We start from the raw sequence: 26440 nt of genomic DNA, 5'->3' as shown, positions 1-26440 counted from the left end.
CGGGCCCGGCAACCACCACCACCGGCTACCGACCCCGGGCGCGTCCGCGCCCGGGGGTTCTCAAGGGGGGAACACCATGGCTGGAACCCGCAAGACCGCCGTCGCCGTCGTCCTCGCCGCCCTGGCGCTGACCGCGACCGCCTGCAACAACGACTCGGGGGCCAAGAACGCCGGCTCGGCCGCGCCCACCACCGCGGCGGCCGGGACCACCGCCGCCGCTCCGGAGGCCGCGCCGGCCAAGGTGAGCCCGGCGGTCTTCCTGGAGCAGGTCGGCAAGAAGACCGGCGCGGCCAAGTCGGCCAAGATCGACGAGGAGGTCACCGTCGGCGGCATCTCGATGAAGGTCGACGGCGCCCTCGGCTGGGCCGACGGCCTCCAGGGCGAGATGACGATGGACATGGCCGGTCTGCCCGGCGCCGACAAGATGGCCGCCGGCCTGGGCGGCACGGCGTTCACGTACCGCTTCGTCAACGACGGCATGTACATGAAGCTCGGTGGCCAGTTCGCCCAGGTCACCGACGGACGGCACTGGGTGCACGTCGGTTACGACGACATCTCCAAGCTGCAGGGCGGTGCCAACAGCGCCGACCAGCTGAAGAAGGCCGACCCCGTCGAGGCGGTGCAGGCCCTGATCGCCTCCGGCGGCGTGACCGAGGTCGGCAAGGAGACGGTGGGCGGCAAGCCGACCACCCACTACACCGGCACGCTGAAGGTCGCCGACCTGGTGGCGGCCAACGGCAACAAGCTGTCCCCGGAGCAGGTCGACCGGATGAAGAAGTCGCTGTCCACCGCGGGGGTCACCAGCGAGACGATCGACGTCTGGGTGGACGCCGACCAGCTGGTGGTGAAGCAGGCCGGGCAGGCCGACAGCAAGGCCGGTGCGATGAAGTTCAGCGTCACCTACTCCGACTACGGCACCCCGGTCGCCGCGACCGCACCGGACAAGTCCGACACGATCGAGATGGCCGAGCTGGCGCAGCTGGGCAAGAACGCCGGCGCGGGCAACTGACCCCGCTCCCGGGTCCGTCCCGCCCACCCGGTGGGCCGGACGGACCCCGCTCGGGGGCGACCGGGGGGCCGCCACCGGCCGGGCCCGGCCCGGATGGCAAGGTGGCCCGGTGAGAGAGGAACGGACGATGGCGGGACGGCAGCGGCTGGCGGCACTGGCCGTCGTCGCCGTGCTCGCGAGCGGGCTGACCGGCTGCGGCGGCGGCGACGCGCCCGCGAAGCCGTCGGTCGGCTCCACCGCCAGCAGCGCCCCCGCCACCACCGCCGGTCCGACCGGGCCGGCCAAGCCGACCGACCGCTCGCCGCACGGGGTGCTGCTCTCCGCGCAGCTGGCCATGCAGACCGCCCGCCGGGCCAAGGTCAGTTACCGGCTGGGCGCGGACGCGGGCTCCGGCACGCTGTTCTGGGCCCCGAAGACGGCGCTGCAGATCAAGCGCTCCACCCCCGGCGACGCCGAGCAGCTGATCGTCGTGGACACCGTCGCCTACCAGGGCGGTGACCCGGCCACCGCGGCCAGGAACGGCGGCAAGCACTGGGAGCGCTTCTCTGTCCCGCCCGACCCGGACGGCCACAAGGAGATCCCGTACGCGGGGCTGATCGACCTGCTCAACCCGGTCGAGGCGCTGGCCGCGGCCACCGCCGACGGGGCGGAGCCGAGCTTCGTCGGCGAGGAGAAGTTCGAGGACTCGACCGTCGAGCACTACCGGGTGACCACCACCGCGGAGAAGTACGCGGCCGCCCAGTCCCAGCTGACCCAGGCCCGCCGGGACGGCCTGCGGACCGCGCTGGCCCCCGGCGGCTCGGTCTCGCTCACCGTGGACCTCTGGCTGAACGACAAGGACCAGCTGGTCCGGCTCCAGCGCACCGGCACCGGGGACAGCGGCCGGGCGGACGACTCGGTGGTCTACTCGGACCCGGCCGGCCCGCTGCTCTCGGCCCAGGCGCCGAGCGAGACGGACACCGTGGACACCGGTGTCCGGACGGTCTCCCCACTGGCCCGCTGAGCCGCTCCGGGCCCGCCGCGGTTCACCCGTCCGAGGGCGATTTGCGTCGTCCGGACGAGTCCGGTTACTGTTGCCGAAGCCAAAGACCGCTGGTTGTCGCCGCGCCCCCGTCAGGGAGCCGGTGGCCGAAGGATCTGCGATTCGTCGCAGGCAGCCCGCGCAGGTGTGTCTGGAGCTTCGATTTCCGGGTGCCGCGTCCGCGCGGATCCCGTTGAGGTCGTTTCGAGCCCCGTGCGCCTGCGCACCGGGGCTCATTGCATTTGCGCAAGAGCTTTCCTTCCGTTCCGGTCGGTTCGAGGCCGAATGGTCGACTTTCACGGTCGGCCGGACTTCGACATCACGGAAGGAGGCGTAAGCCTATGGCCAGGCCCGACAAGGCTGCCGCCGTCGCCGAGATCACGGACAAGTTCCGTGGCTCCTCCGCGGCGCTGCTGACCGAGTACCGCGGTCTCTCGGTGAAGCAGGTCAAGACCCTGCGTCGCTCGCTCGGCGACAACGCCGAGTACGCCGTGGTGAAGAACACGCTGACCAAGATCGCGGCCAACGAGGCCGGGATCTCCGAGCTCGACGACCTGTTCAACGGTCCGACGGCTGTTGCCTTCGTCACCGGTGACCCGGTGGAGTCGGCGAAGGCTCTGCGTGACTTCGCCAAGGAGAACCCCGCTCTCATCATCAAGGGCGGTGTCCTTGACGGTAAGGCGCTGTCCGCCGATGAGATCAAGAAGCTCGCGGACCTCGAGTCCCGCGAGGTGCTGCTCGCCAAGCTGGCGGGTGCCCTGAAGGCCAAGCAGTCCCAGGCTGCCGCGCTCTTCCAGGCCCTGCCGTCGAAGCTCGTCCGCACTGTGGACGCGCTGCGCGACAAGGTCGAGCAGGGCGGTGCCGGTACGCCGGCTCCCGCCGCCGAGGACGCGGCCGCCGAGTAATTCGGCAGGCTCACGCCTCGCTGCGGGCCCGTACGCCCGCCAACCCGTACATCCGGCACCACCTGCCGATTTAGTGGAAGGACGCCATCATGGCGAAGCTGTCCCAGGACGAGCTGCTCGCGCAGTTCGAGGAGCTCACCCTCATCGAGCTCGCTGCCTTCGTGAAGGCCTTCGAGGAGAAGTTCGACGTCACCGCCGCCGCCCCGGTCGCCGTTGCCGCCGCCGGCGTTGCCGGCCCGGCCGCCGAGGCCGCTGAGGAGCAGGACGAGTTCGACGTCATCCTCGAGGGCGCTGGCGACAAGAAGATCCAGGTCATCAAGGAGGTGCGCACCCTGACCTCCCTCGGCCTGAAGGAGGCCAAGGACCTCGTTGACACCGCTGGTGCCAAGGTCCTGGAGAAGGTTGCCAAGGACGTTGCCGAGAAGGCCAAGGCTGCCCTCGAGGCCGCCGGCGCCAAGGTCACCGTCAAGTGACTTCTCGCCCCCTCTGAGGGGGCCTGAGACCGGGCCGATCACCCCTGCGGGTGATCGGCCCGGTCTTTTGCGTTCCCGGGGGCGCGCCGGGCCGGGCCGGGAACCACCGGTGTGGCCGATCGCGCACTCGGCACTGTCGGCGGTGAGGAGTATGGTGATCACCGTCATCGAGAGTGGCCCCGACCACGGCTTCTGTAACGCCGGAGGGGTTCCGGCCGATAGACGGGTCGAGGTCCGCGCCGCCTGCGGGCCCTTGACGAACCCGGCGAGGCGCGCGATTCTCAAGGCGCGAGTCCGCCCGGTTGGTGTGCGGCTGGATGCATAACCAGCGGCTCCGGCGGGAAATGACTCCACGTGAGTTAGAGCAGTACCCGGTGGGCGTCCGCGTCCGCCGGCTACCGGGAGGAGTCTCCGATTCGGTTTCCGAATCAGAGCTGGACAGCAGTGTGGCCATTGGCTACACTGTCCCTTTGCGCTGCCTGTTAGCTGCTCCGTGACTCGTCGCCCGGAGTTTGCGTTGCCCTGATGGGGTCTGGCATCGCCTCCGCAAAGCGGCTCTGACCTGGGGTTTCGACCCCGGCGGAGGCCAGTGGCGAGGGAGGCGGGATCCAGGCTCAAGCAGGCCCGGCTGGTACGCGCGTAGTGAGCTCCGAGCCCTCGGAAGGACCCCCCTCTTGGCCGCGCCGCGCAACGCCTCGAACAATTCCGCCGCATCCACCGCCCCGCTCCGCGTCTCGTTCGCGAAGATCAAGGAGCCCCTCGAGGTCCCGAACCTCCTGGCCCTGCAGACCGAGAGCTTTGACTGGCTGCTCGGCAACGCGGCCTGGAAGACCCGGGTCGAGGAGGCGCTGGACTCCGGTCAGGACGTCCCCACCAAGTCCGGTCTGGAGGAGATCTTCGAGGAGATCTCCCCGATCGAGGACTTCAGCGGGTCGATGTCCCTGACTTTCCGCGACCACCGTTTCGAGCCGCCGAAGAACTCCATTGACGAGTGCAAGGACCGCGACTTCACGTACGCGGCCCCGCTCTTCGTCACGGCCGAGTTCACCAACAACGAGACCGGTGAGATCAAGTCTCAGACGGTCTTCATGGGCGACTTCCCGCTCATGACCCACAAGGGCACGTTCGTGATCAACGGCACCGAGCGTGTCGTCGTGTCGCAGCTGGTCCGCTCCCCGGGTGTGTACTTCGACTCCACCCTGGACAAGGTGTCCGACAAGGACATCTACTCCTGCAAGGTCATCCCCTCGCGTGGTGCCTGGCTGGAGATGGAGATCGACAAGCGCGACATGGTCGGCGTCCGCATCGACCGCAAGCGCAAGCAGTCCGTCACCGTGCTGCTGAAGGCTCTCGGCTGGACCAACGAGATGATTCTCGAGGAGTTCGGCGAGTACGAGTCGATGCGCAACACCCTGGAGAAGGACCACACCCAGGGCCAGGACGACGCGCTGCTCGACATCTACCGCAAGCTGCGTCCGGGCGAGCCGCCGACGCGCGAGGCCGCGCAGACGCTTCTGGAGAACCTCTACTTCAACCCGAAGCGCTACGACCTGGCCAAGGTCGGCCGGTACAAGCTCAACCGCAAGCTGGGCAACGCCGAGTCGCTGGACTCCGGCGTGCTCACCGAGCCCGACATCATCGGTGCGATCAAGTACCTGGTGAAGCTGCACGCCGGTGAGACCGAGTGGCGCGACGAGACCGGCCGCGACATCGTGGTCGAGGTCGACGACATCGACCACTTCGGCAACCGCCGCCTGCGCAACGTCGGCGAGCTCATCCAGAACCAGGTCCGTACGGGTCTCGCCCGCATGGAGCGCGTCGTGCGCGAGCGCATGACCACCCAGGACGTCGAGGCGATCACGCCGCAGACCCTGATCAACATCCGGCCGGTCGTCGCCTCCATCAAGGAGTTCTTCGGCACCAGCCAGCTGTCGCAGTTCATGGACCAGACGAACCCGCTGTCGGGCCTGACCCACAAGCGTCGTCTGTCCGCCCTCGGTCCCGGTGGTCTCTCCCGTGAGCGCGCCGGCTTCGAGGTCCGTGACGTGCACCCCTCGCACTACGGCCGCATGTGTCCGATCGAGACCCCGGAAGGCCCGAACATCGGTCTGATCGGGTCGCTGGCCTCGTACGGCCGGGTCAACGCCTTCGGCTTCATCGAGACCCCGTACCGCAAGGTCGTCGACGGTGTCGTCACCGAGAAGGTGGACTACCTCACCGCCGACGAGGAGGACCGCTACGTCATCGCCCAGGCGAACGCCCCGCTGACCGCGGACCTGCACTTCGCCGAGCCGCGCGTCCTGGTCCGCCGCCGTGGCGGCGAGATCGACTACATCCCGGGCTCCGAGATCGACTACATGGACGTCTCGCCGCGCCAGATGGTGTCGGTCGCGACCGCCATGATCCCGTTCCTCGAGCACGACGACGCCAACCGCGCGCTCATGGGCTCGAACATGATGCGTCAGGCGGTGCCGCTGCTGAAGAGCGAGGCCCCGCTGGTCGGCACCGGCATGGAGTACCGCTGCGCCGTCGACGCCGCGGACGTCATCACCGCCGAGAAGGCCGGTGTGGTGCAGGAGGTCTCGGCCGACTACGTCACCGTGGCCAACGACGACGGCACGTACACCACGTACCGCGCCGCCAAGTTCACCCGCTCCAACCAGGGCACCGCCTTCAACCAGAAGGTGCTCGTGGACGAGGGCGCCCGGGTCGAGGTCAACCAGGTGCTGGCCGACGGCCCCTGCACCGACGAGGGCGAGATGGCCCTCGGCAAGAACCTGCTCGTGGCGTTCATGTCGTGGGAGGGTCACAACTACGAGGACGCGATCATCCTGTCGCAGCGCCTCGTGCAGGACGACGTCCTCTCCTCGATCCACATCGAGGAGCACGAGGTCGACGCCCGTGACACCAAGCTCGGCCCCGAGGAGATCACCCGGGACATCCCGAACGTCTCCGAGGAGGTCCTCGCCGACCTCGACGAGCGCGGCATCATCCGGATCGGCGCCGACGTCGTCACCGGTGACATCCTCGTCGGCAAGGTCACCCCGAAGGGTGAGACCGAGCTGACCCCCGAGGAGCGCCTGCTCCGCGCGATCTTCGGCGAGAAGGCCCGTGAGGTCCGCGACACCTCGCTGAAGGTCCCGCACGGTGAGTCCGGCAAGGTCATCGGCGTCCGCGTCTTCGACCGCGAAGAGGGCGACGAGCTCCCGCCGGGCGTGAACCAGCTGGTCCGCGTCTACGTGGCCCAGAAGCGCAAGATCACCAACGGTGACAAGCTCGCCGGCCGTCACGGCAACAAGGGTGTCATCTCCAAGATCCTCCCGGTCGAGGACATGCCCTTCCTCGAGGATGGCACCCCGGTCGACATCATCCTCAACCCGCTGGGTGTCCCGTCCCGAATGAACCCGGGACAGGTCCTGGAGATCCACCTCGGGTGGCTCGCCAAGCAGGGCTGGGACGTCTCCGGCCTGGCCGACGAGTGGGCCCAGCGCCTCCAGGCGATCGGCGCGGACCAGGTCGAGGGCGGCACCAACCTCGCCACCCCGGTCTTCGACGGCGCCCGCGAGGACGAGATCACCGGCCTGCTGGACAACACCACCCTCACCCGTGACGGTGAGCGCCTGGTGAACTCCACCGGCAAGGCCCGGCTGTTCGACGGCCGCTCCGGCGAGCCGTTCCCGATGCCGGTCTCGGTCGGCTACATGTACATCCTCAAGCTGCACCACCTGGTCGACGACAAGCTGCACGCCCGGTCGACCGGTCCGTACTCGATGATCACCCAGCAGCCGCTCGGTGGTAAGGCGCAGTTCGGTGGTCAGCGCTTCGGTGAGATGGAGGTGTGGGCCCTCGAGGCGTACGGCGCTGCGTACGCGCTCCAGGAGCTGCTCACCATCAAGTCCGACGACGTCCTCGGCCGCGTGAAGGTCTACGAGGCCATCGTCAAGGGCGAGAACATCCCCGAGCCCGGCATTCCCGAGTCCTTCAAGGTCCTCATCAAGGAAATGCAGTCGCTCTGCCTCAATGTGGAGGTGCTGTCCTCGGACGGCCAGTCCATCGAGATGCGGGACTCCGACGAGGACGTCTTCCGCGCCGCCGAGGAGCTCGGCATCGACCTGTCCCGGCGCGAGCCGAGCAGCGTCGAAGAGGTCTGACGGAGGTCGGGCCGGCTCGCGCGTCCGGATCAACCGGAGCGCGCGGCCGGCCCGCCCCCAGGCCCCCCTCAGACCACAGACAAACTCTCGAATCACGAAAGAGGGCTTGACGACCAGTGCTTGACGTCAACTTCTTCGACGAGCTCCGCATCGGCCTGGCCACCGCCGACGACATCCGCCAGTGGTCGCACGGCGAGGTCAAGAAGCCGGAGACCATCAACTACCGCACCCTGAAGCCCGAAAAGGACGGACTCTTCTGCGAGAAGATCTTCGGCCCCACCCGGGACTGGGAGTGCTACTGCGGTAAGTACAAGCGCGTCCGCTTCAAGGGCATCATCTGCGAGCGCTGCGGCGTCGAGGTGACCCGCGCCAAGGTGCGCCGTGAGCGGATGGGCCACATCGAGCTGGCCGCCCCGGTCACCCACATCTGGTACTTCAAGGGTGTGCCGTCCCGCCTCGGCTACCTGCTCGACCTGGCGCCGAAGGACCTCGAGAAGGTCATCTACTTCGCCGCCTACATGATCACCTGGGTCGACGACGAGCGCCGCCAGCGCGACCTGCCGTCCCTGGAGGCGCACGTCTCGGTCGAGCGTCAGCAGATCGAGAACCGCCGCGACTCCGACCTCGAAGGCCGCGCCAAGAAGGCCGAGACCGACCTGGCCGAGCTGGAGGCCGAGGGCGCCAAGGCCGACGTGCGCCGCAAGGTGCGCGAGGGTGCCGAGCGCGAGATGAAGCAGCTGCGCGACCGCGCGCAGCGCGAGCTCGACCGCCTCGACGAGGTGTGGGCCCGCTTCAAGAACCTCAAGGTCCAGGACCTCGAGGGCGACGAGCTGCTCTACCGCGAGCTGCGCGACCGCTTCGGCACCTACTTCTCCGGCTCGATGGGCGCCGCGGCCCTCAAGGACCGCCTGGAGACCTTCGACCTGGCGGAGGAGGCCGAGCGCCTCCGCGAGATCATCCGCACCGGCAAGGGCCAGAAGAAGACCCGTGCGCTCAAGCGCCTCAAGGTCGTCTCCGCCTTCCTGCAGACCAGCAACAAGCCGAACGGCATGGTCCTGGACTGCGTCCCGGTCATCCCGCCGGACCTGCGTCCGATGGTGCAGCTGGACGGTGGCCGCTTCGCGACCTCCGACCTGAACGACCTGTACCGCCGCGTGATCAACCGCAACAACCGCCTGAAGCGCCTGCTCGACCTCGGTGCCCCCGAGATCATCGTGAACAACGAGAAGCGCATGCTCCAGGAGGCCGTCGACGCGCTGTTCGACAACGGCCGCCGCGGCCGTCCGGTCACCGGCCCGGGCAACCGCCCGCTGAAGTCCCTCAGCGACATGCTGAAGGGCAAGCAGGGTCGTTTCCGTCAGAACCTGCTCGGCAAGCGAGTCGACTACTCGGCCCGTTCGGTCATCGTCGTCGGCCCGCAGCTCAAGCTGCACCAGTGCGGTCTGCCCAAGGCCATGGCGCTGGAGCTCTTCAAGCCGTTCGTGATGAAGCGCCTGGTCGACCTGAACCACGCGCAGAACATCAAGTCGGCCAAGCGCATGGTCGAGCGTGCCCGCCCGGTCGTGTGGGACGTGCTCGAAGAGGTCATCGCCGAGCACCCGGTCCTGCTGAACCGTGCGCCCACCCTGCACCGCCTCGGCATCCAGGCCTTCGAGCCGCAGCTGGTCGAGGGCAAGGCCATCCAGATCCACCCGCTCGTCTGCACCGCGTTCAACGCGGACTTCGACGGTGACCAGATGGCCGTCCACCTGCCGCTCTCCGCGGAGGCGCAGGCCGAGGCCCGCATCCTGATGCTGTCCTCGAACAACATCCTGAAGCCGGCCGACGGTCGCCCCGTCACCATGCCGACCCAGGACATGGTGCTCGGTCTGTTCTTCCTGACCTCGGACCGCGACAACGTGAAGGGCGCCGGCCGCACCTTCTCGTCGACCGCCGAGGCGATCATGGCCTTCGACGCCCGCGACCTGGACGTCCAGGCCCCGATCGAGCTGCGCCTCGGCGCCGGCACCGTCCCGCCCCGCGGCTGGACCCCGCCGGTGGACGAGGACGGCCAGTCGAGCTGGTTCGACGGCGAGCCCTTCCGCCTGAAGACCACCCTGGGCCGCGCGCTCTTCAACGAGCTGCTGCCCGAGGACTACCCGTTCGTCGACTACGAGGTGGGCAAGAAGCAGCTCTCCGCGATCGTCAACGACCTGGCGGAGCGCTACCCCAAGGTCGTCGTCGCGGCGACCCTGGACAACCTGAAGTCGGCCGGCTTCCACTGGTCGACCCGCTCCGGTGTCACCGTCTCGATCTCGGACGTCATCGTCCCGCCGAGCAAGCCCCAGATCCTGGAGGGCTTCGAGGCCAAGGCGGAGAAGGTCCAGAAGCAGTACGAGCGCGGTCTGATCACCAACGACGAGCGCAAGCAGGAGCTCGTCGGCATCTGGACCCAGGCGACCAACGAGGTCGCCGAGGCCATGGCCGCGAACTTCCCGAAGACGAACCCCATCTTCATGATGGTCGACTCGGGTGCTCGTGGAAACATGATGCAGATGCGCCAGATCGCCGGTATGCGTGGTCTGGTGTCGAACGCCAAGAACGAGACCATCCCGCGACCCATCAAGGCGTCGTTCCGTGAGGGTCTCACCGTGCTGGAGTACTTCATCTCCACCCACGGTGCCCGTAAGGGTCTGGCCGACACCGCCCTCCGTACCGCCGACTCCGGCTACCTCACCCGTCGTCTGGTCGACGTCTCCCAGGACGTCATCATTCGCGAGGAGGACTGCGGCACCGAGCGCGGCCTGAAGCTGTCGATCGGTTCCGTGGGCGCCGACGGCGTGCTGCGCAAGGCCGACGACGTCGAGACCAGCGTGTACGCCCGCATGCTCGCCGAGGACATCACCGTCGACGGCAAGCTGCTGGCCACCGCCAACACCGACCTCGGTGACGTGCTGATCGACGAGCTGATCCGCCACGGCATCGGCGAGGTCAAGACCCGCTCGATCCTGACCTGTGAGTCGGCCGTCGGCACCTGTGCCTTCTGCTACGGCCGCTCGCTGGCCACCGGCAAGCTGGTCGACATCGGTGAGGCGGTCGGCATCATCGCCGCCCAGTCCATCGGTGAGCCCGGTACCCAGCTGACCATGCGTACCTTCCACACCGGTGGTGTGGCCGGTGACGACATCACCCAGGGTCTGCCGCGTGTCGTCGAGCTCTTCGAGGCCCGTACCCCCAAGGGTGTGGCCCCGATCTCCGAGGCCACCGGCCGCGCGCGGATCGAGGACACCGAGAAGACCCGCAAGATCGTCATCACCCCGGACGACGGCAGCGAGGAGATCGCCTACCCCGTCTCCAAGCGTGTGAAGCTGCTGGTCAGCGAGGGCGAGGCGGTCGAGGTCGGCCAGAAGCTGACCATGGGTGCCACCAACCCGCACGACGTCCTGCGCATCATGGGCCAGCGTGCCGTCCAGATCCACCTGGTCGCCGAAGTCCAGAAGGTCTACAACTCGCAGGGCGTGTCGATCCACGACAAGCACATCGAGATCATCATCCGGCAGATGCTCCGCCGCGTGACGATCATCGAGTCGGGCGACGCCGAGCTGCTCCCGGGCGAGCTCGTCGAGCGCGGCCGCTTCGAGACCGAGAACCGTCGCGTGGTCGCCGAGGGCGGTCACCCCGCCTCCGGCCGTCCGCAGCTGATGGGTATCACCAAGGCCTCGCTGGCCACCGAGTCCTGGCTGTCGGCCGCCTCCTTCCAGGAGACGACCCGGGTCCTCACCGACGCGGCGATCCACGCCAAGTCGGACCCGCTGCTGGGCCTCAAGGAGAACGTCATCCTCGGTAAGCTCATCCCGGCCGGTACGGGTCTGCCCCGCTACCGCAACATCCGGGTCGAGCCGACCGAGGAGGCCAAGGCCGCGATGTACTCGGCCGTCGGCTACGACGACTACGACCTGTCGCCCTTCGGCGCCGGCTCCGGCCAGGCGGTTCCGCTGGACGACTACGACTACGGCCCGTACACCGGCTGAGTCGCGCAGCACTGATCGCAGGGCGGTCACCCCTCACGGGGTGGCCGCCCTGCGGCGTTCCCGGCGCCCGCCGGGCCGGGCTCCCCCGCCCGGGGGAGCACCGGGAACCGCTCCGGCGGGGGAGGCCCCGGCGGGGCGGAGGCGGGAGGGTTCTCGGTGTCGGGACGACGGGGCGGGCGAAGGGGACCGGACATGCGGCGGGTGCTGGGCGCGGTGGCGATCACGGCGGCGGTGGTGCTGGGGATGCAGGGGTGCCTGCCGTCCTGGGGGGACGACCGGCACCGGACGGTCGACTACGGGGTGGCCGGCCACGTGCAGGAGCTGGTGGTCGAGGGGGAGGACGGCGGCATCGAGGTGATCGGCACCGGGGACTCGGTGCAGGTCGTCGAGCGGCAGACCTACCGGGGGAGCGCGCCGCGGACCACCCACGAGGTGACGGACGGCGTGCTGCGGCTGGCGTACACCTGCGACTCCTGCGGGGTCGGGTACACGGTGCGGGTGCCGGCCGGCACCAAGGTGCGGATCAAGGCGCAGAACGGCGGGATCCGGTTGACCGGGCTGGCCGCCCAGGTGGACGCCGCGGTGGAGAACGGCGGGGTGGTGGCCGACGGGCTGACGTCCCCGACGGTGCACCTGAGCGCGACCGACGGCGGGGTGCGGGCCGGCTTCGCGGCGGCCCCGGCCACGCTGGACGCCCGGGTCGGCAACGGCGGGGTGCGGCTGCGGGTGCCGTCGGGGGAGGCGTACGCGGTGGACGCGCGGGCCGGGGCGGGCGGCGCGGACGTGCGGATCCCCTCGCAGCCGGGAGCGGCGCACACCATCACCGCGCGGGCGGAGACCGGCGGCGTGACGGTCAGCGGTGGCTGACCGGGCGCTGCCGGTGGTTCTGCCGGTAGGGCATGATCTTCTCCGCGGGGGCGGGGCCCCCGGGTACGGGGGAGGTGCGAGGGTGGAGCACGCGGCGCGCCGGCCGGGCCGCACGGCCGGGCTGAGCCCGTACGTGCTGGACGGCCTCCTGGCCGCCTGTTCGGCGGCGGTGTCGATCTGGGCGGTCTACAACGACGACACCGACTGGCCGTGGTGGGTGTACCTGCTGGCGGTGTCGACCTCGCTGTTCCTGCCCTGGCGCCGACGGGCCACGCTGCTCTGGCTGCTGGTCGGCAGCCTGCCCTCGCTGCTGCTGTCGGTGGTGGCCCACTCGGCGAACCCGCAGGTGCCGCTGTACGCGGTGATCGGGATGTACACGGTGGCCGAGCGCTTCCCTGAGTGGCAGCGCTGGTCGGTGCTGGCGGTGGTGGTGGTCGCCAACGTGATCGGTACCCACTCGCCGAACGGCGCGCTGTTCAGCGTGCTGACCTCGGGCGGTTCGTTCGTCTTCGGGGCGCTGGTGCGCAGCCAGCGGCAGTTGGCCCGGGTGGAGGCGGAGCGGGCCCGGGAGGCCGGGGTGCGGGCGGCCAGCGACGCGGCCCGGGCGGTCGCCGAGGAACGGGCCCGGATCGCCCGGGAGATGCACGACATCCTCGCGCACGCGGTCTCGCTGATGGTCATCCAGGCCGAGGCGGGGCCGCTGGTGGTGCGCGACGACCCGGACCGGGCGATCCGCGCCTTCGACACCATCGGCGACGCGGGCCGCGATGCGATGGTCCAACTGCGGCGGGTGCTCGGGGTGTTGAAGGACCCGGAGGCGGGGCGGGAGCTGGCGCCGCAGCCCCGGCTGGCCGAACTCGCCGAGGTGGCCGAGCGGGTGCGCGCGGCGGGCCTGCGGGTGGACCTCGAACTCGCCGACGGGCTGGGCGGGTTGCCCGCGGACGTGGAGGCGGCCGGGTACCGGATCGTGCAGGAGGCGCTGACCAACACCGTCAAGCACTCCGGCGCCGACCGGGTCGCGATCCGGGTGCGGCGGGCCGACGGGGCGCTGGAGGTGCGGGTCTCCGACAACGGCCGTGGAGTGCCGCTGACCGCCGACCGTACGGCGGCCGGCTGGTCCGGCGGGCGCGGGCTGGTCGGCATCCGTGAGCGCGCGGCGGCCTGCGGCGGCCGGGCCGAGGCGGGGCCGGGCCCGGCGGGCGAGGGTTTCCTGGTGAGTGCCCGGCTGCCGCTGGGGCCGTCGGGCGGGCTGGAGAGGGTGGGCGGATGACGCCGATACGGGTGGTGGTCGCGGACGACCAGGAGCTGGTGCGGGCCGGGTTCGGGATGATCCTGGACGCCCAGCCGGACATCGAGGTGGTGGCCGAGGCCCGCGACGGCGCCGAGGCCGTCGAGGCGGTGCGGGCGCACTCCCCGGACGTGCTGCTGCTGGACGTCCGGATGCCGGTGATGGACGGTCTGGAGGCCGCCCGCCGGGTGTGCGCGGAGTTCCCGGCCACCAAGGTGATCATGCTGACCACCTTCGACGTCGACGACTACGTCTTCGACGCGCTGTACGCGGGGGCCAGCGGCTTCCTGCTGAAGGACGTCCGGCGGGACGACCTGGCGCACGGGGTGCGGATGGTGGCCTCGGGCGAGGCGCTGCTCGCACCCTCGGTGACCAGACGGCTGATCGGCGAGTTCGCGGCCCGCCGCCCGGGCGGCCCGGAGCGGGCCGTGCGGCCGCCGTCCCGGCTGCTGGAGCAGCTGACCGCGCGCGAGCAGGAGACGCTGCGGCTGCTCGCCCGCGGGCTGTCCAACGCGGAGATCGCGGCCGAGCTGGTGGTCAGCGAGCACACGGTGAAGACCCACGTCAGCAACGTGCTGAGCAAGCTCGGGCTGCGCGACCGGGTGCACGCGGTGGTGTTCGCGTACGAGGCCGGCGCGGTGGTGGCGGGGGAGTCCTGAGGGCCTCCCCCGTGCGGGGGAGGGGCCGGTTTCGCCGGTGCGGGTGATCCGCGACGAGGGGGTCGGCCGGGAGGCTCTGGGGTGTCGGAACGGGACACCGGCCACGGACCCGGGGCCATGGACACCACTGGAGATCGTCAGATGAACGCCAACCGCACCAGCCGCCTCGCCGGCTACGCCGCCGTCGGAGCCCCCGCCCTGATGGCCCTCTACGGAGGCATCCGGCTGGTGCCCGGCTCCCGCGAGCCCGGCCCCGGCTGGACCCTCGGGCACACCGCGATGTTCGCCGGCCTGCTGCTGTTCGCCCCGGTGCTGCGGGCACTGCGCGGGCTGCTCGCCCCGCGCGGGACCGCGGCCGGGCGGCTGGCCGCGAACGCCGCGCTGGGGACGGCGTTCGCGGGCCTGGCGGCCTCGCTGGTGCAGATCGGGATCGACCTGGGCGTCGGCCTGGCCGCGGGGGACAAGGCGGAGCAGGTGCGGCTGTTCGGGCGGATCCAGGACGTCCCCGGGGTGCTCCCGGTCGTGTACCAGGTCGGCCCGCTGCTGTTCTACGTCGGGCTGCTGGCGCTGCTGGTCGCGGCCTCGGTGAGGGCCGGCCGGGTGCTGCGCTGGTGGAGCCCGGTGCTGATGCTGGTCGGCACCGTCGCCAGCGGGGCCGACCTGGCCTTCATCCCGCTCGCCGCCGCCTGCTACCTGGTCGCGCTCACCCCGCTGGTCCGGTTCGGCGCGGCGCCCCGGGCGGTGCCGGCGTAGCGGGTCGACGGCGGCCGGACACGGTGCCTGGCTCATCCGGAACACCGGTCCGTGCGGGGTGAACGGCAGCCCGGCGCCGCGCGGGACGAGGAAGGCGTGCTCGCGGCGCACCCGCAGCACGTCGCACTCGCCGTCGGTGATCACCAGTACACGCGCCCCAGGCGGGAAGTCCTCGGCCCGCTCCAGCAGGTCGATGCCCGGCTGGAGGACGGTGCCGCCGCGCCCGTGCACCCGGAGCCGGCCGGCGATCTCCTCGACCGGGAGGTACCCGGCGTCGTGCGGGGCGGCGTCGCAGTGCACCACCCGGGCGGCCGGGACGTCCCGGGCGACGGCGTAGGAGGCGATCGCGCCCAGCGCCTTGCCGAGCAGGAGCCGGTCCATCGAGCCGGAGGTGTCCAGGACCACCCCGAAGGCGAGCTGGGTGCCGACCAGGCTCACGCACTCCAGGCCGAGCGCCTCGGCGAACGCCCTGACCAGGGAGGACTTCCCGATCCCGGGCGCGCCCCAGAGGAACACCGGGCGGACGGCGGCCAGGCCGAGCAGCAGCTCGGGGATCCGGGCGGGCGAGACGCTGACTGCCCCCTGCACGGGGCTCCTTCGTACCGACGGCGTGTGACCGGCCCAGTGTGCGGCGGGAGTTGGCCGGGCGCACCCGGATTTCCGGCGCCCGGAATCCCGGTGGCCGCCGCGGCGCGGGGCCCGTACCGTCCGGGGTATGAACGCGAAGCGCCCCCTGATCGCCGTCCTCACCGGCGCGGGCATCTCGACCGACTCCGGCATCCCCGACTACCGGGGCCCGCAGGGCCTTTGGCGCCGGGACCCGTCGGCCGAGGAACTGGTCACCATCGGCCCGTACCGGGGCGACCCGCAGGTGCGCGAGCGGGCCTGGCGGATGCGGCTGGAGACGGCCGAGCTGGCCGCGGAGCCGAACGCCGGGCACCGCGCGCTGGTCGACCTGGAACGCTCCGGGCTGCCGCTGCGGGTGCTCACCCAGAACATCGACGGGCTGCACCAGCGGGCCGGGCTGACCGACCGCAAGGTGCTCGAACTGCACGGCAACGTCCGGGAGACCCAGTGCCTGGACTGCCGGGCGGTCGGGTCGATGGCGCGGGCGCTGGACCGGGTCGAGGCCGGGGAGCCGGACCCGGACTGCCGGGAGTGCGGGGGGATCCTGAAGCCGCGGATCGTGATGTTCGGCGAGAACCTGGACCAGGAGGTGCTCGGCCGGGCCGACACGATCGCCCGTGCCTGCGACCTGTTCATCGCGGTCGGCACCAGCCTCCAGGTGTTCCCGGTGGCCGGGCTGCCGTACGAAGCGGTGCGGAGCGGGGCGAAGCTGATCATCGTGAACGGCGAGGAGACGCCCTACGACGTGGCCGCGGCCGAGGTGATCCGGGAGCCGATCTCGACGGCGCTGCCGGAGCTGGTGCGGCGGCTGGTGCGGGAGCGGGCCTGAGGCGCGGGGGAGCGGCGGGAGCGGAAGGGCCGGAGGGATCTCTTTACGAATGCACCGCGTGCGTACGATGATCCTTCCGGCTTCCCCTCACGGCCTGGAGTGATCGACCGATGACGACGACGGCGAAGTTCGACCCCTGGTCGGCGGCGTTCGTGGCCCACCCGTACGACGCGTACGCCGAACTGCGCGAGCACGCGCCCGTGGCGTACCACGAACCGACGAACCAGTGGCTGGTCTCGCGGCACGAGGACGTCAGCGCCCTGCTGCGCGACCGGCGGCTCGGACGCACCTACACCCACCGGTTCAGCCACCAGGAGTTCGGCCGCCCCGAGCCCGACCCGGCGCACGAGCCCTTCCACACCCTCAACGACCACGGGCTGCTCGACCTGGAGGCGCCCGACCACACCCGGATCCGCCGCCTGGTCTCCAAGGCCTTCACCCCGCGCATGGTCGAGGGGCTGCGGCCGACCGTCCGGCGGCTGGCCGGGGAACTGGTCGACGAACTGCTCGCGGCCGGCGGCGGCGACCTGATCGCCACCGTCGCCGAGCCGCTGCCGGTCGCCGTGATTGCCGAGATGCTCGGCGTGCCCGAGTCCGACCGCCACCTGCTGCGCCCCTGGTCCGCCGACATCACCGGCATGTTCGAGCTCAACCCGAGCGAGGAGACCGCCCGGCGGGCCGTCGCCGCGAGCACCGAGTTCTCCGACTACCTGCGCGGGCTGATCCGCGAGCGCCGGGCGGCCCCGGGCGAGGACCTGATCAGCGCGCTCGTCCAGGCCCAGGAGGGCTCCGACGCGCTCAGCGAGCAGGAGATGGTCTCCACCTGCGTGCTGCTGCTCAACGCCGGCCACGAGGCGACCGTCAACACCACCGGCAACGGCTGGTGGGCGCTGTTCCGCCACCCCGACGAACTCGCCCGGCTGCGCGGCGCGGTGGACGACCTGCTGCCCACCGCCGTCGAGGAACTGATGCGCTGGGACACCCCGCTGCAGATGTTCGAGCGCTGGGTGCTGGAGGACATCGAGGTCCGCGGCGTCACCGTCCCGCGCGGCGCCGAGATCGCCCTGCTCTTCGGCTCCGCCAACCGTGACCCGGAGCGCTTCGCCGACCCCGACCGCCTCGACCTCGGCCGCACCGACAATCCGCACATCACCTTCGGTGCCGGAATCCACTTCTGTCTGGGCGCCCCGCTCGCCAGACTGGAGCTCACCGAGTCCTACGGCACGCTGCTGCGCCGGGCCCCGGGCCTGCGGCCGGTCCGCGAGCCCGAGTGGAACCCGGGCTACGTGATCCGCGGACTCAAGGAACTGCTGGTCGAGGTCTGAGCGCCGGGCCCGGCCGGGACGAGCGAGGGGGAGAACGCCGTGGGCAAGGCGACAGGGGCACTGCTGGGGCTGGCGATCGGCGACGCGCTGGGCCGGCTGACCGAGTTCCAGGACATCGAACGGATCGCCGCCGAACACCCGGACTGGCGGCGACTCCCCTTGCCCGGGCGGGCGTTGGTCACCGACGACACCCAGATGACGCTGGCCCTCGGCCGCGGCCTGCGGACCGCCCTGGCCCGCGGGCCGCTCACCCCGCTGCGACTGGCCCGGCCGGTCCGCGAGGAGTTCGTCGACTGGTGGCGCTCCCCGCAGAACAACCGCGCCCCCGGCATGACCTGTCTGCGCTCCTGCGAGCGGCTCAGCCGCGAGCAGTACCGCTGGCAGCAGGCCAGTGACGTCGGCTCCAAGGGCTGCGGCGCCAACATGCGGGTCGCCCCGATCGGGCTGGTCCGCGAGCTGGACGCCCGGCAGTTGTCCGGCGCCGCCCAGCTGCAGTCCGCCCTCACCCACGGCCACCCGACCGCACTCGCCGCCGGTGACCTCACCGCGTACGCCGTGCGCCGGCTCGCTGACGGCCTCCCGCCCGCCGACCTGCCCGCCGCGCTGCGGGCGTACGCGCTGGCGAGCCGCGAGCGGTACGACGAGTTCTGGCTCGGCGACCTCGCCGACCGCTGGCACGGCGCCTCCCCGCAGGCCGTCATCGCCCGCGGCTGGGACGACTGCCTCAAGGTGCTCGACCGGCTGGAGGCCGCGCTCGTCGCGCCCGACCCCGAGGCCGACCCCTGCCTGGCCACCGGTGAGGGCTGGATCGCCGAGGAGGCCCTCGGCACCGGGCTGCTCTGCTTCCTGCTGCTGCCCGACGACCCGGTGGCCGCCGTCCGCCGGGCCGCCTACTCCAGCGGCGACTCCGACTCGCTCGCCTGCCTGACCGGCGCCTTCGCCGGCGCCCACCACGGCGAGGCGGTCTGGCCCGGGGAGTGGGTCGAGCGGATCGAGCACCGGGACGAACTGCTGGAGCTCGGCGCGCTCTGGGACTGACCCGACGGCCGCGGCCCGGGGACCGGAACCCGTTCCCCGGGCGGCACGTCGAAGGGCCATGACGAACCGCAGCACGCTCGGAACCCACCGCCGTCGCCCGGCGGCGCTGCTCCTCGCCGCCGCCCTCGCCGCGCCGCTGCTCAGCGGCTGCGGCAGCACCGGAGCCGCCGCCACCGGGGAACTGCGGGCCGCCGCTCCGGCCTCCCGCCCCGCCGTGGACCCCGCCCGGATCGCGGCCACCGCCCGGGCCACCGACGCCTTCGGCCTGGACCTCCTGCACGCCCTCACCGCACAGCCGGACGCCGCCGGGCGCAACACTGTGGTCTCGCCGTCCGGCCTGGCCACCGTGCTCGCCATGCTGCTCCCCGGCGCGCGCGGCGCGACCGCCGACGAACTCGCCAAGGCCCTGCACACCGACCTCGCCCCCGAGCAGTACGCCCTCGCCGTCGGTGCGCTGAACCGGCCGGCCGCGGCCACCGACAAGCTCACCCTGCGCGAGGCCGACGAGGTCTGGACGAAGCAGGGCATGGCCGTCTCACCCGGCTACCTGGCCACCCTCGCCACCGCCTTCGACGCCGGAGTGCACACCGCCGACTTCGCGAAGAGCCCGGAGGACGCCCGTACGGCGATCAACGCGGCGGTGGCGAAGACCACCGACGGCCGGATCAAGGACCTCCTCCCGCCGGGCGCGGTCACCGGCGACACCCGGCTGATCCTCACCGACGCGCTCTACCTGAAGGCGAAGTGGGCCACCGAGTTCAAGCCCGCGAACACCGCCGACCGCCCCTTCCACACGCTCGACGGCTCCGCCCCGAGCGTCCCCAGCATGAGCCGGAACGGCGACCTCAAGTACGCCGACGGCTCCGGCGGGATCGCCGGCGAGCCCTGGCAGGCCGTCGAACTCCCTTACGCGGACGGCACGTTGGCGATGGACCTGATCGTCCCGGCGCAGGGCGGCTTCGCGGCCTTCCGCAAGGGCCTGGACCAGCCCCAGCTGGACCGGATCCTCGGCGCCCTCGCCGAGCAGCCCGTCGACCTCCAACTGCCGCGCTTCCGCTTCGACACCTCGAACGAGCTGAGCTCCGCGCTGCGCTCGCTCGGTGTCCGGACGGCCTTCGCGGCGCCCGACTTCGGCGGCATCGCCCCGGACCGACTCGGCCTCGGCGGGGTGCTGCAGAAGGCCACCGTCGAGGTCGACGAGGGCGGTACGGTCGCGGCGGCCGGCAGCGGCGCGGTGGTCGCCGGGGCGGTGCCGGCCGCGCGGCAGCCCGCCGAACTGCACATCGACCGGCCGTTCCTGTTCCTGATCCGGGACACCGCCACCGGGCGGCCGCTCTTCCTCGGCCAGGTCACCGACCCGCAGGCCGGGTGACGCGGCCCACCGGGGCCGGTGATGCGGCCCGCCGGGCCGGGTGGCGCCCGCCGGGCACCGGGCGGAGCGGCCTACCAGGCCGGGTAGCGCCCGCCGAGCGCCGGGTGGCCCGGGTCACGGCTGCCGAACAGCACCAGCAGGTCGTCGGCGACCGTCAGCAGCTCCGCCCGTCCCTCGACCGCCGCGACCCACTCGGGGGGCAGCGCCGAGGCGCCGTACGCGGCCCCGACCAGGTTCCCGCAGACCGCGCCGGTCGAGTCGCTGTCCCCGGAGTGGTTGACCGACAGCAGCAGCGCGGCGCGCACCGGGTCGGGGTCGAGGGTGGCCGCCAGCAGCGAGTGCACCGCGATGGCCAGGCACTCCTCGGCGATCCAGCCGAGCCCGACCCGCTCCACGGTGTCCGCCGAGGGCTCGGCCTCCTGGGCCAGCCGCACCGCCCGGGCCAGCGCCTGCACGGTCTCCTTGGACGCGGGCAGCTCGCGGATCTGCTCCACCGTCTCGCCGACCGCCGCCCACGGCTCCGTCCCGGACGCCAGCCGCTCGACCAGCGCCGCCAGGGCGCCGGCCGCCAGGTAGCCGGTCGGGTGCCCGTGGGTCAGCTGGGCGCACTGCACGGCCAGCCCGAAGGACTGCTCGACCCCCAGCCGGGCCAGCCCGAACGGCGCCGAGCGCATCACCGTGCCGCACCCCTTGGAACCGGGGTTGATCGGCCCCGGCAGCCCGATCGGGGCCGGCGGCTCGAACACCGGGTGCTCGGAGGCCCCGCTCAGACAGGCGTTGCCCGGCGCCCGCCGGGCGTACAGGAACGGTCGGCTCAGCAGCCAGCCGTCGTACGGGCGGGGCTGGGGCTCGACGTCCGGCGCGGGCTGGAACTGGGTGCGCAGCCAGCGCCGGTAGGCGCCGTGCACGGCCTCCGGCACCGAGCCGCCGCCGCCCGTCCAGCCGCGGACGAAGCCGCGGATCAGGCCCTCGGCGGTGAACAGCGTCATCTGGGTGTCATCGGTGACCTCGACCGTCCCGGGGCCCCCGGACGGCAGCCCGGTGACGCCCTGCGGTCCGAACCGGTCCTGGATCTGGTGGAGCTGCTGGAACTCCACCGGCCAGCCCAGCGCATCGCCGATCGCGCCGCCGAGCAGCGCGCCGCGCACCCGGTCCCGGTATCCCGACTCCGCCGCCGACTCGGTCACGTCGGATCCCCCTTCGTTCGTGGCGGGTCGTTTCTATCAGGCGGGACGTCAGGTGCGGATCTCGCCCCGCCCGTGCAGCGCCGCGCGGTCGGCCGCGGCCCGGCCGGCCGCCCAGCCCTCGCCGTCGCTGACCCGGACCCGCTGGGAGACCAGCTTCGGGAACAGCCGGCCGACCTCCTCGTCCACCGCCGCCGAGCGGGCGGCCAGCGCGGGCAGCAGCCGCTCGTCCGGCAGCAGCTGCTCCTCGGTGCCGTCCTCGCGGAGGTGACGGCCGGCCGCGGCGTCGCTGGTGGCCCGCTCGGTGGCGGCGGTCAGCCGCTCGCGGATCCGCGCCGCGTACGCGACCAGGAAGGACTGCCGGAACGCCTTGCTGCGGGAGTCCTTGCCGGAGCCGGCCTTGTTGAGCGCGTGGGTGGCCTGCACCAGCAGCGAGGTGTAGAGCAGCTCGACGCCGTCGAGGTCCCCGTCGAAGCCGATCACGGTGCAGAAGCCGAACTCCTTGGCCCACACCACCCGGCACCGGTTCGCCGCCGCGACCGCGTCCAGCAGCATCGTCTTGGGGCCCTCGTAGGGGTTGTCCACGCCGATCCGCAGCGCCGCCGGGGTGTCCCGGTCGGCCGCGCCGGCGGCCAGCAGCGCCTCGTCGATGCTGTGCTGGGCCATCAGCTGCTGGGCCTTGGCGGTCAGCGCCTCGGCCTCCTCCGGGTACTCGGTGGACTCGGCCTTGGCCAGCAGCGCCCGGATCCGGGCCAGCATCCGCGGCTGGCCGGTCGTCGGAGCGGCGGGGCCCGGCCCGGCGGGGCGCTCCGCCCGTGCCGTCCGGCCGGGGGCCGGGCCGACCGGGGCGACCGGGGGCAGCCGGCCCCAGGTGCGCAGCAGCTCCAGGACGGCGCCGGCGAGCGCGAAGCGGTCCAGCCGGTGCCGGTGGGCGAAGGCGCCGAGGTACTGCTCGTCGGCCGGCCACCAGACCTCGGTCTCCAGCTCGCGCAACTGCTCCTGCCAGCGCCGGTCCAGGCCCGCGGCGGGGTGCCGCCGGCCCTCGGCGGCGATCAGGTCCACCGCGAGCGCCAGGTGGACGGGCTTCAGCCCGCGCCGCACCACCCGCACCAGGTCGGCCGGGCGCCACCCGGCCGACCAGCAGCGGCCCACCGCGGTGTCCGCGTACCCCAGCAGCGCCCGGCTGACCGCCGGCCACTGCCCGGCCGAGGCGGCCAGCAGCGAGGCCCCGGTGTCCAGGGCGAGGTCGAGCGACTCCTCCGGCGCGGTGAGCACCGCGTGCACCGCCTGCTCCAGCAGCGGCCCGGCGTTCCCGTCGCCCTGCTGCGCGCGCTTGCCCACGGTGTGTCCCTGCTCTCCTCGACGGTTCGGCCCCTCCGGCCCATGATGCCGGAGGGGCCGAGGAGACGGGACGGCCGAGGCGCCCCGGGCACGTTCCAGGGCCGGACACGCCCTAGCGTTCGATGGCCTTGGCCATGATCTCCGGCACCCGGTCCAGCAGCTTGGCGGCGGCCAGCCGGATGCCGAGGGTGGCGATCAGGGCGCCGTAGAGCGGGCCGAGCAGCAGCAGCGGCCAGGTCGGCCCGTCCGAGGTCAGCGCCCAGAGCAGGTAGCCGCCGACCGGCAGGGCGAGCACCACGACGCCGAGCATCGAGCCGAACTGGTTGAGCAGGATCAGCCCGCCCTGCCCGGGGGCGGCGTTGCGCATCGGGTTGCTGTCGGCCGGCATGGTGTACGGCGCGATCACGCTGAACACCGAGCCGAGCGCGATGCCGCAGCCGAGCACCGCCAGGGCCAGGCCGATCGCGGACGGCAGCCCGGCCCAGTCGCCGGTGGCGGCGGCCAGCACCAGCCCGAGCAGCACCGTGACCGGGACGGCGTACGACAGCACCGCGTACGCCCGGCCGCGCAGCTCGTCCCGGGCGTCGGCCGGGGTGCGCAGGGTGGCGGCGACCATCCAGAACGCCGAGCCGTCCATGCCGAACAGGTTGAGCATCTGCAGCCCGAGGAACGTCCCGGTCATGGCCAGCAGGTAGACGCTCGACCAGCCCTGGACCACCGACAGCACGCAGATCACCAGCGTCATCCCGATGCTGGTGAACAGCGCGGCCTTGGCCCGCGGTTCGCGCCAGGCGTAGCGCAGGTGGCGCTGCATCACCGCGCCGGTCCGGCCCTCCGGCAGGAAGCCCCAGCCGCGGCCGTTCTGCACCCCGCGCGCCACCTCCAGGGTGGAGGAGTCGGCGGTGACCATCAGCTCCTGGAGGCTGGCGCGCCACCAGCGCAGCAGCAGCACCAGCAGCGCGGCGGCCGCGGCCAGTTGGAGCGCCGCCTGGCCGTACTCGCCGGCGCCGGTGCTGCGCGGGGCGTCGACCGCGCTGATCGGCGGGATCCAGCGGAGCACCGCGGCGATCGGCCGGAGCGGGCTGAGGTCGAGGTCCTTGCCGTGCTGGCGGCCGAAGATGCTCTGCGAGCCGACGTTGGCGACCTGGACGAGCAGGGCGAAGGCCAGCCCGCCGAAGATCGCGAAGTCCTTGCCGCGCCGGCTGGAGAGCATCCGGGCGTTCCCGGCCGCGACCGCCCGGGACAGCGTGACCAGGCAGAGCAGCGCGAGCGGCACCGCGACCACCGCGACCGCGGCCGAGGCCCCGCCGGTCGCGCCGGACAGCACCGCGCCGGTCACCAGCACCAGGCTGATCAGCGGACCGGGCCCGATCAGCGCGGCCAGCAGCGATCCGCGCAGCAGCGGACCGGGCCGCAGCGGCAGCATGGTGAGCCTGGTCGGGTCGGCGCTCTCGTCGCTGGAGAACAGGAACAGCGGCAGCGCGGCCCAGCCCACCACGAGTACGCCGAGCAGCATCACCCCGGTGTCCCCGGAGCCGGCGTAGCGCCCGTTCAGCATCGCCATGCCGAGGGCCGTGAAGCCCGCGAGGACCAGGCCGAGCAGGCCGCCGACGACGTACACGACGGCCCGGCCGCGGCTGCGGCGCAGCCCGTTGCGCAGCAGCCGCAGCTTGAGCGCGACCATGCCGCGGACCACGGTCCGCCCGTCGGGCACCGCGGGGGTCGCCCGGGCGGGCGCCGGGGCGGTCACCGGGCGCTCCCGGCGGGGCCGCCGCCGAGCCAGCCGAGCGACCGGCCGTCGTCCTCGCGGACGCCGATCAGCTCCAGGAAGGCCTCGTGCAGGCTGCGCCCGCCCCGGACGGTGTCCAGCGGGCCCTGGGCGATCACCCGGCCGGCGTTGACCACGGCGACCCAGTCGCAGAGCTGCTCGACCAGCTCCATCACGTGGCTGGAGAAGATCACCGTGGAGCCGGCGGCCGCGTACCGCTTGAGCACGCCCCGGATGGTCTGGGCGGAGACCGGGTCGACGCCCTCGAAGGGCTCGTCCAGGAACAGCACGTCGGGGTTGTGCAGCAGGGCGGCGGCCAGGCCGATCTTCTTGCGCATGCCGGTGGAGTAGTCGGCGACCAGCTTGTCGGCGTCCCGGCCGAGGTCCAGGACGGCCAGCAGCTCCTCGGCGCGGCGGTCCACCTCGGCGGCGGGCAGGCCGCGCAGCCGGCCGGTGTACTGCAGCAGTTCGCGCCCGCTGAGGCGTTCGAACATCCGCAGGCCCTCGGGCAGGATGCCGATCCGGGCCTTGACGGTGACCGGGTCGGCCCACACGTCGGTGCCGTGCACCAGCACGGCGCCCTGGTCGGGGCGGAGCAGGCCGGTGACCATGGACAGCGTGGTGGTCTTGCCCGCGCCGTTCGGTCCGACCAGTCCGATGAACGCACCGGCGGGCAGTTCCAGGCTGAGTCCGGCCACCGCGGCCTGGGTGCCGAAGTGCTTCCACAGCCCTTGGATGCTCACGGCGGAGGGGGTGTCCGGTCCGGTGGGGGTCGGTTCGGAGGGCGACGGTGCTGACGCCTGCATGGCGGCCTTCTGTCTGTGGTCGTGGCGGGACGGACGGTGGACGGAACGGTTGCTCCCGGGCCCAGCCTGGCACTGCCCGAACAGACTGTCGTCCGCTTTGAGCATCCCCTGAGCCAGTCCGCCGAACGGGTGAGGCGCGCCGTCCGGCCGCCGGGTTGCGGCGGGCGCCGGACCGGTCGGTGATCCGGTCGGCGATCCGGTCCGGCAACTACTCAGTTCCCTTGTTCGTCCTGCACTATGAGGAGCAGTGAGCGCGCGGGGTGCCGCGCCGCGGGGAGGTGGCGGATGTCCGTTCAACCGTGGGGCGAACCCGGCCCCGCCGATCGGCACGGCCGTCGGCCGGTGCCCGACGGCAGGCTCGCCGGGCCGTCGTCCCCGGCGTCCCCGCAGGCTGCGATGCGGGCGAGCCACGCGGACCGGGACCGCACGGTGGACGTGCTGAAGGCCGGGTTCGCCGAGGGCCGGCTGTCCGCCGAGGAGTACGAGCAGCGCCACGAGGCCGCCGCCCGGGCGCTCACCTACGGCGAGCTGGCCGTGCTGGTGGCCGACCTGCCGACCGGGCCGATGTCGCCGCTGCAGGCCGTCCAGCCGGTCCCGGCGACCTTCCTGGCCGCGCCGCCGGTGCCGCAGGCCCGGCCGACCAACGTGCTGGCGGTGGTCTCCCTGGTGTCCAGCCTGCTGTTCCTGTCGCTGCCCGCGGTGGTGACCGGGCACATCGCCCGCGCGCAGATCCGCGAGCGCAACATGGACGGGGACTGGGCGGCCGTGCTGGGACTGGTGCTCGGCTACCTGGGCAGCGGCTTCTGGACGCTGCTGATCCTGCTGGGCTTCGCGTAGCGGCCGCGTCCGCCGGGGCCGCTGCGCCTGCCGAGCCCGCCGGGTCCGCCCCCGCTGGCGGGGCCCCGCCGACTGTGGTAGAGCGGGTGGAGGGCGTCCCGACACCGGGCGGTCGCGTCCGGGACACCGGGGCGACACCCGGCCGAGGGTCGCGACCTGCGGCGTTGCATTTGTTTT

At 72.4% G+C, this 26440-nt stretch carries 19 protein-coding genes and 2 pseudogenes; 15 read left to right on the top strand and 6 right to left on the bottom strand.

Annotated elements, in window-relative coordinates:
* Window positions 1-76 precede the first annotated feature (76 nt).
* The 10 genes from AB0O91_RS03675 (at window position 77) to AB0O91_RS03630 (ending at window position 15136) form a co-directional block, all read left to right on the top strand.
* Window positions 77-1009 (top strand): hypothetical protein, encoded by a 933-nt coding sequence (locus tag AB0O91_RS03675; RefSeq protein ID WP_363427464.1) that lies wholly within the window; start codon window positions 77-79, stop codon window positions 1007-1009.
* Between the two features lie 127 nt (window positions 1010-1136).
* Window positions 1137-2012 (top strand): hypothetical protein, encoded by an 876-nt coding sequence (locus AB0O91_RS03670; protein ID WP_363427462.1) that lies wholly within the window; start codon window positions 1137-1139, stop codon window positions 2010-2012.
* Between the two features lie 359 nt (window positions 2013-2371).
* Window positions 2372-2935 (top strand): 50S ribosomal protein L10, encoded by a 564-nt coding sequence (gene rplJ, locus AB0O91_RS03665; protein WP_350503606.1) that lies wholly within the window; start codon window positions 2372-2374, stop codon window positions 2933-2935.
* Between the two features lie 89 nt (window positions 2936-3024).
* Window positions 3025-3408 (top strand): 50S ribosomal protein L7/L12, encoded by a 384-nt coding sequence (gene rplL, locus AB0O91_RS03660; protein WP_363427461.1) that lies wholly within the window; start codon window positions 3025-3027, stop codon window positions 3406-3408.
* Window positions 3409-4082: 674 nt separating this feature from the next.
* Window positions 4083-7559: a DNA-directed RNA polymerase subunit beta gene (gene rpoB / locus AB0O91_RS03655; protein ID WP_363427460.1), complete on the top strand. Its 3477-nt coding sequence runs from the start codon at window positions 4083-4085 to the stop codon at window positions 7557-7559.
* 116 nt (window positions 7560-7675) lie between these two features.
* Entirely contained in the window at window positions 7676-11569 is a 3894-nt protein-coding gene (locus AB0O91_RS03650; RefSeq protein WP_363427459.1) for a DNA-directed RNA polymerase subunit beta', read from the top strand.
* A 192-nt stretch (window positions 11570-11761) separates the two neighbouring features.
* Window positions 11762-12436 carry a hypothetical protein gene (locus AB0O91_RS03645; protein ID WP_363427458.1) on the top strand — a complete coding sequence of 225 codons (675 nt, stop codon included), beginning with the start codon at window positions 11762-11764 and terminating at the stop codon, window positions 12434-12436.
* An 82-nt stretch (window positions 12437-12518) separates the two neighbouring features.
* Window positions 12519-13706 (top strand): histidine kinase, encoded by a 1188-nt coding sequence (locus tag AB0O91_RS03640; protein WP_363427457.1) that lies wholly within the window; start codon window positions 12519-12521, stop codon window positions 13704-13706.
* Window positions 13703-14383 carry a response regulator transcription factor gene (locus AB0O91_RS03635; RefSeq protein WP_363427456.1) on the top strand — a complete coding sequence of 227 codons (681 nt, stop codon included), beginning with the start codon at window positions 13703-13705 and terminating at the stop codon, window positions 14381-14383. Before AB0O91_RS03640 ends, AB0O91_RS03635 begins: the two co-directional genes overlap by 4 nt.
* A gap of 117 nt (window positions 14384-14500) precedes the next feature.
* Window positions 14501-15136, top strand: coding sequence for a hypothetical protein (locus AB0O91_RS03630; protein ID WP_363427455.1), 636 nt, complete (start codon window positions 14501-14503; stop codon window positions 15134-15136).
* A 30-nt stretch (window positions 15137-15166) separates the two neighbouring features.
* Here the strand turns inward: AB0O91_RS03630 and AB0O91_RS03625 are convergent.
* Both AB0O91_RS03625 and AB0O91_RS03620 read right to left on the bottom strand, forming a co-directional pair.
* A pseudogene (locus AB0O91_RS03625) lies at window positions 15167-15547 on the bottom strand (VWA-like domain-containing protein); the annotation flags it as partial.
* A pseudogene (locus tag AB0O91_RS03620) lies at window positions 15548-15724 on the bottom strand (AAA family ATPase); the annotation flags it as partial. It abuts the pseudogene before it with no gap.
* Between the two features lie 127 nt (window positions 15725-15851).
* Between AB0O91_RS03620 and AB0O91_RS03615 the strand changes: the two are divergent.
* The 4 genes from AB0O91_RS03615 (at window position 15852) to AB0O91_RS03600 (ending at window position 20327) form a co-directional block, all read left to right on the top strand.
* Window positions 15852-16592: a Sir2 family NAD-dependent protein deacetylase gene (locus AB0O91_RS03615; protein WP_363427454.1), complete on the top strand. Its 741-nt coding sequence runs from the start codon at window positions 15852-15854 to the stop codon at window positions 16590-16592.
* A 110-nt stretch (window positions 16593-16702) separates the two neighbouring features.
* Window positions 16703-17917 carry a cytochrome P450 gene (locus tag AB0O91_RS03610; RefSeq protein ID WP_363427453.1) on the top strand — a complete coding sequence of 405 codons (1215 nt, stop codon included), beginning with the start codon at window positions 16703-16705 and terminating at the stop codon, window positions 17915-17917.
* Between the two features lie 39 nt (window positions 17918-17956).
* Window positions 17957-18955 (top strand): ADP-ribosylglycohydrolase family protein, encoded by a 999-nt coding sequence (locus AB0O91_RS03605; RefSeq protein WP_363427452.1) that lies wholly within the window; start codon window positions 17957-17959, stop codon window positions 18953-18955.
* A 58-nt stretch (window positions 18956-19013) separates the two neighbouring features.
* The gene (locus tag AB0O91_RS03600; RefSeq protein WP_363427451.1) at window positions 19014-20327 is read left to right on the top strand and encodes a serpin family protein; all 1314 of its coding nucleotides are present in this window, start codon (window positions 19014-19016) and stop codon (window positions 20325-20327) included.
* A 71-nt stretch (window positions 20328-20398) separates the two neighbouring features.
* Here the strand turns inward: AB0O91_RS03600 and AB0O91_RS03595 are convergent, their stop codons facing one another.
* The 4 genes from AB0O91_RS03595 to AB0O91_RS03580 form a co-directional block, all read right to left on the bottom strand.
* Window positions 20399-21514, bottom strand: coding sequence for an ADP-ribosylglycohydrolase family protein (locus AB0O91_RS03595; RefSeq protein ID WP_363427450.1), 1116 nt, complete (start codon window positions 21512-21514; stop codon window positions 20399-20401).
* 48 nt (window positions 21515-21562) lie between these two features.
* Complete coding sequence (locus AB0O91_RS03590; RefSeq protein WP_363427449.1) at window positions 21563-22852, bottom strand: DUF2786 domain-containing protein; 1290 nt, start codon at window positions 22850-22852, stop codon at window positions 21563-21565.
* Between the two features lie 112 nt (window positions 22853-22964).
* Window positions 22965-24602: a transporter gene (locus AB0O91_RS03585; protein ID WP_363427448.1), complete on the bottom strand. Its 1638-nt coding sequence runs from the start codon at window positions 24600-24602 to the stop codon at window positions 22965-22967.
* Window positions 24599-25426, bottom strand: a complete 828-nt coding sequence (locus AB0O91_RS03580; RefSeq protein ID WP_363427447.1) for an ABC transporter ATP-binding protein — start codon at window positions 25424-25426, stop codon at window positions 24599-24601. Before AB0O91_RS03580 ends, AB0O91_RS03585 begins: the two co-directional genes overlap by 4 nt.
* Before the next feature lie 285 nt (window positions 25427-25711).
* On the opposite strand from AB0O91_RS03580, the gene AB0O91_RS03575 reads away from it, so the two are divergent.
* Complete coding sequence (locus tag AB0O91_RS03575; protein WP_363427446.1) at window positions 25712-26263, top strand: DUF1707 and DUF4190 domain-containing protein; 552 nt, start codon at window positions 25712-25714, stop codon at window positions 26261-26263.
* The last annotated feature ends 177 nt before the right edge of the window (window positions 26264-26440 follow it).

Origin of the sequence: Kitasatospora sp. NPDC089797, assembly GCF_040684795.1 — a bacterium.
Lineage (GTDB): Bacteria > Actinomycetota > Actinomycetes > Streptomycetales > Streptomycetaceae > Kitasatospora.
Note: the sequence above shows the minus strand (reverse complement) of the source record. Positions and strands in the feature narration are given on the sequence as shown.

Coding starts and splice junctions, on each gene's coding strand:
- AB0O91_RS03630 (WP_363427455.1), top strand. CDS start 14,501: ATGGACACCACTGGAGATCGTCAGATGAACGCCAACCGCACCAGCCGC.
- AB0O91_RS03600 (WP_363427451.1), top strand. CDS start 19,014: ATGACGAACCGCAGCACGCTCGGAACCCACCGCCGTCGCCCGGCGGCG.
- rplJ (WP_350503606.1), top strand. CDS start 2,372: ATGGCCAGGCCCGACAAGGCTGCCGCCGTCGCCGAGATCACGGACAAG.
- AB0O91_RS03610 (WP_363427453.1), top strand. CDS start 16,703: ATGACGACGACGGCGAAGTTCGACCCCTGGTCGGCGGCGTTCGTGGCC.
- rplL (WP_363427461.1), top strand. CDS start 3,025: ATGGCGAAGCTGTCCCAGGACGAGCTGCTCGCGCAGTTCGAGGAGCTC.
- AB0O91_RS03675 (WP_363427464.1), top strand. CDS start 77: ATGGCTGGAACCCGCAAGACCGCCGTCGCCGTCGTCCTCGCCGCCCTG.
- AB0O91_RS03635 (WP_363427456.1), top strand. CDS start 13,703: ATGACGCCGATACGGGTGGTGGTCGCGGACGACCAGGAGCTGGTGCGG.
- AB0O91_RS03580 (WP_363427447.1), bottom strand. CDS start 25,426: ATGCAGGCGTCAGCACCGTCGCCCTCCGAACCGACCCCCACCGGACCG.
- AB0O91_RS03645 (WP_363427458.1), top strand. CDS start 11,762: ATGCGGCGGGTGCTGGGCGCGGTGGCGATCACGGCGGCGGTGGTGCTG.
- AB0O91_RS03575 (WP_363427446.1), top strand. CDS start 25,712: ATGTCCGTTCAACCGTGGGGCGAACCCGGCCCCGCCGATCGGCACGGC.
- AB0O91_RS03615 (WP_363427454.1), top strand. CDS start 15,852: ATGAACGCGAAGCGCCCCCTGATCGCCGTCCTCACCGGCGCGGGCATC.
- AB0O91_RS03670 (WP_363427462.1), top strand. CDS start 1,137: ATGGCGGGACGGCAGCGGCTGGCGGCACTGGCCGTCGTCGCCGTGCTC.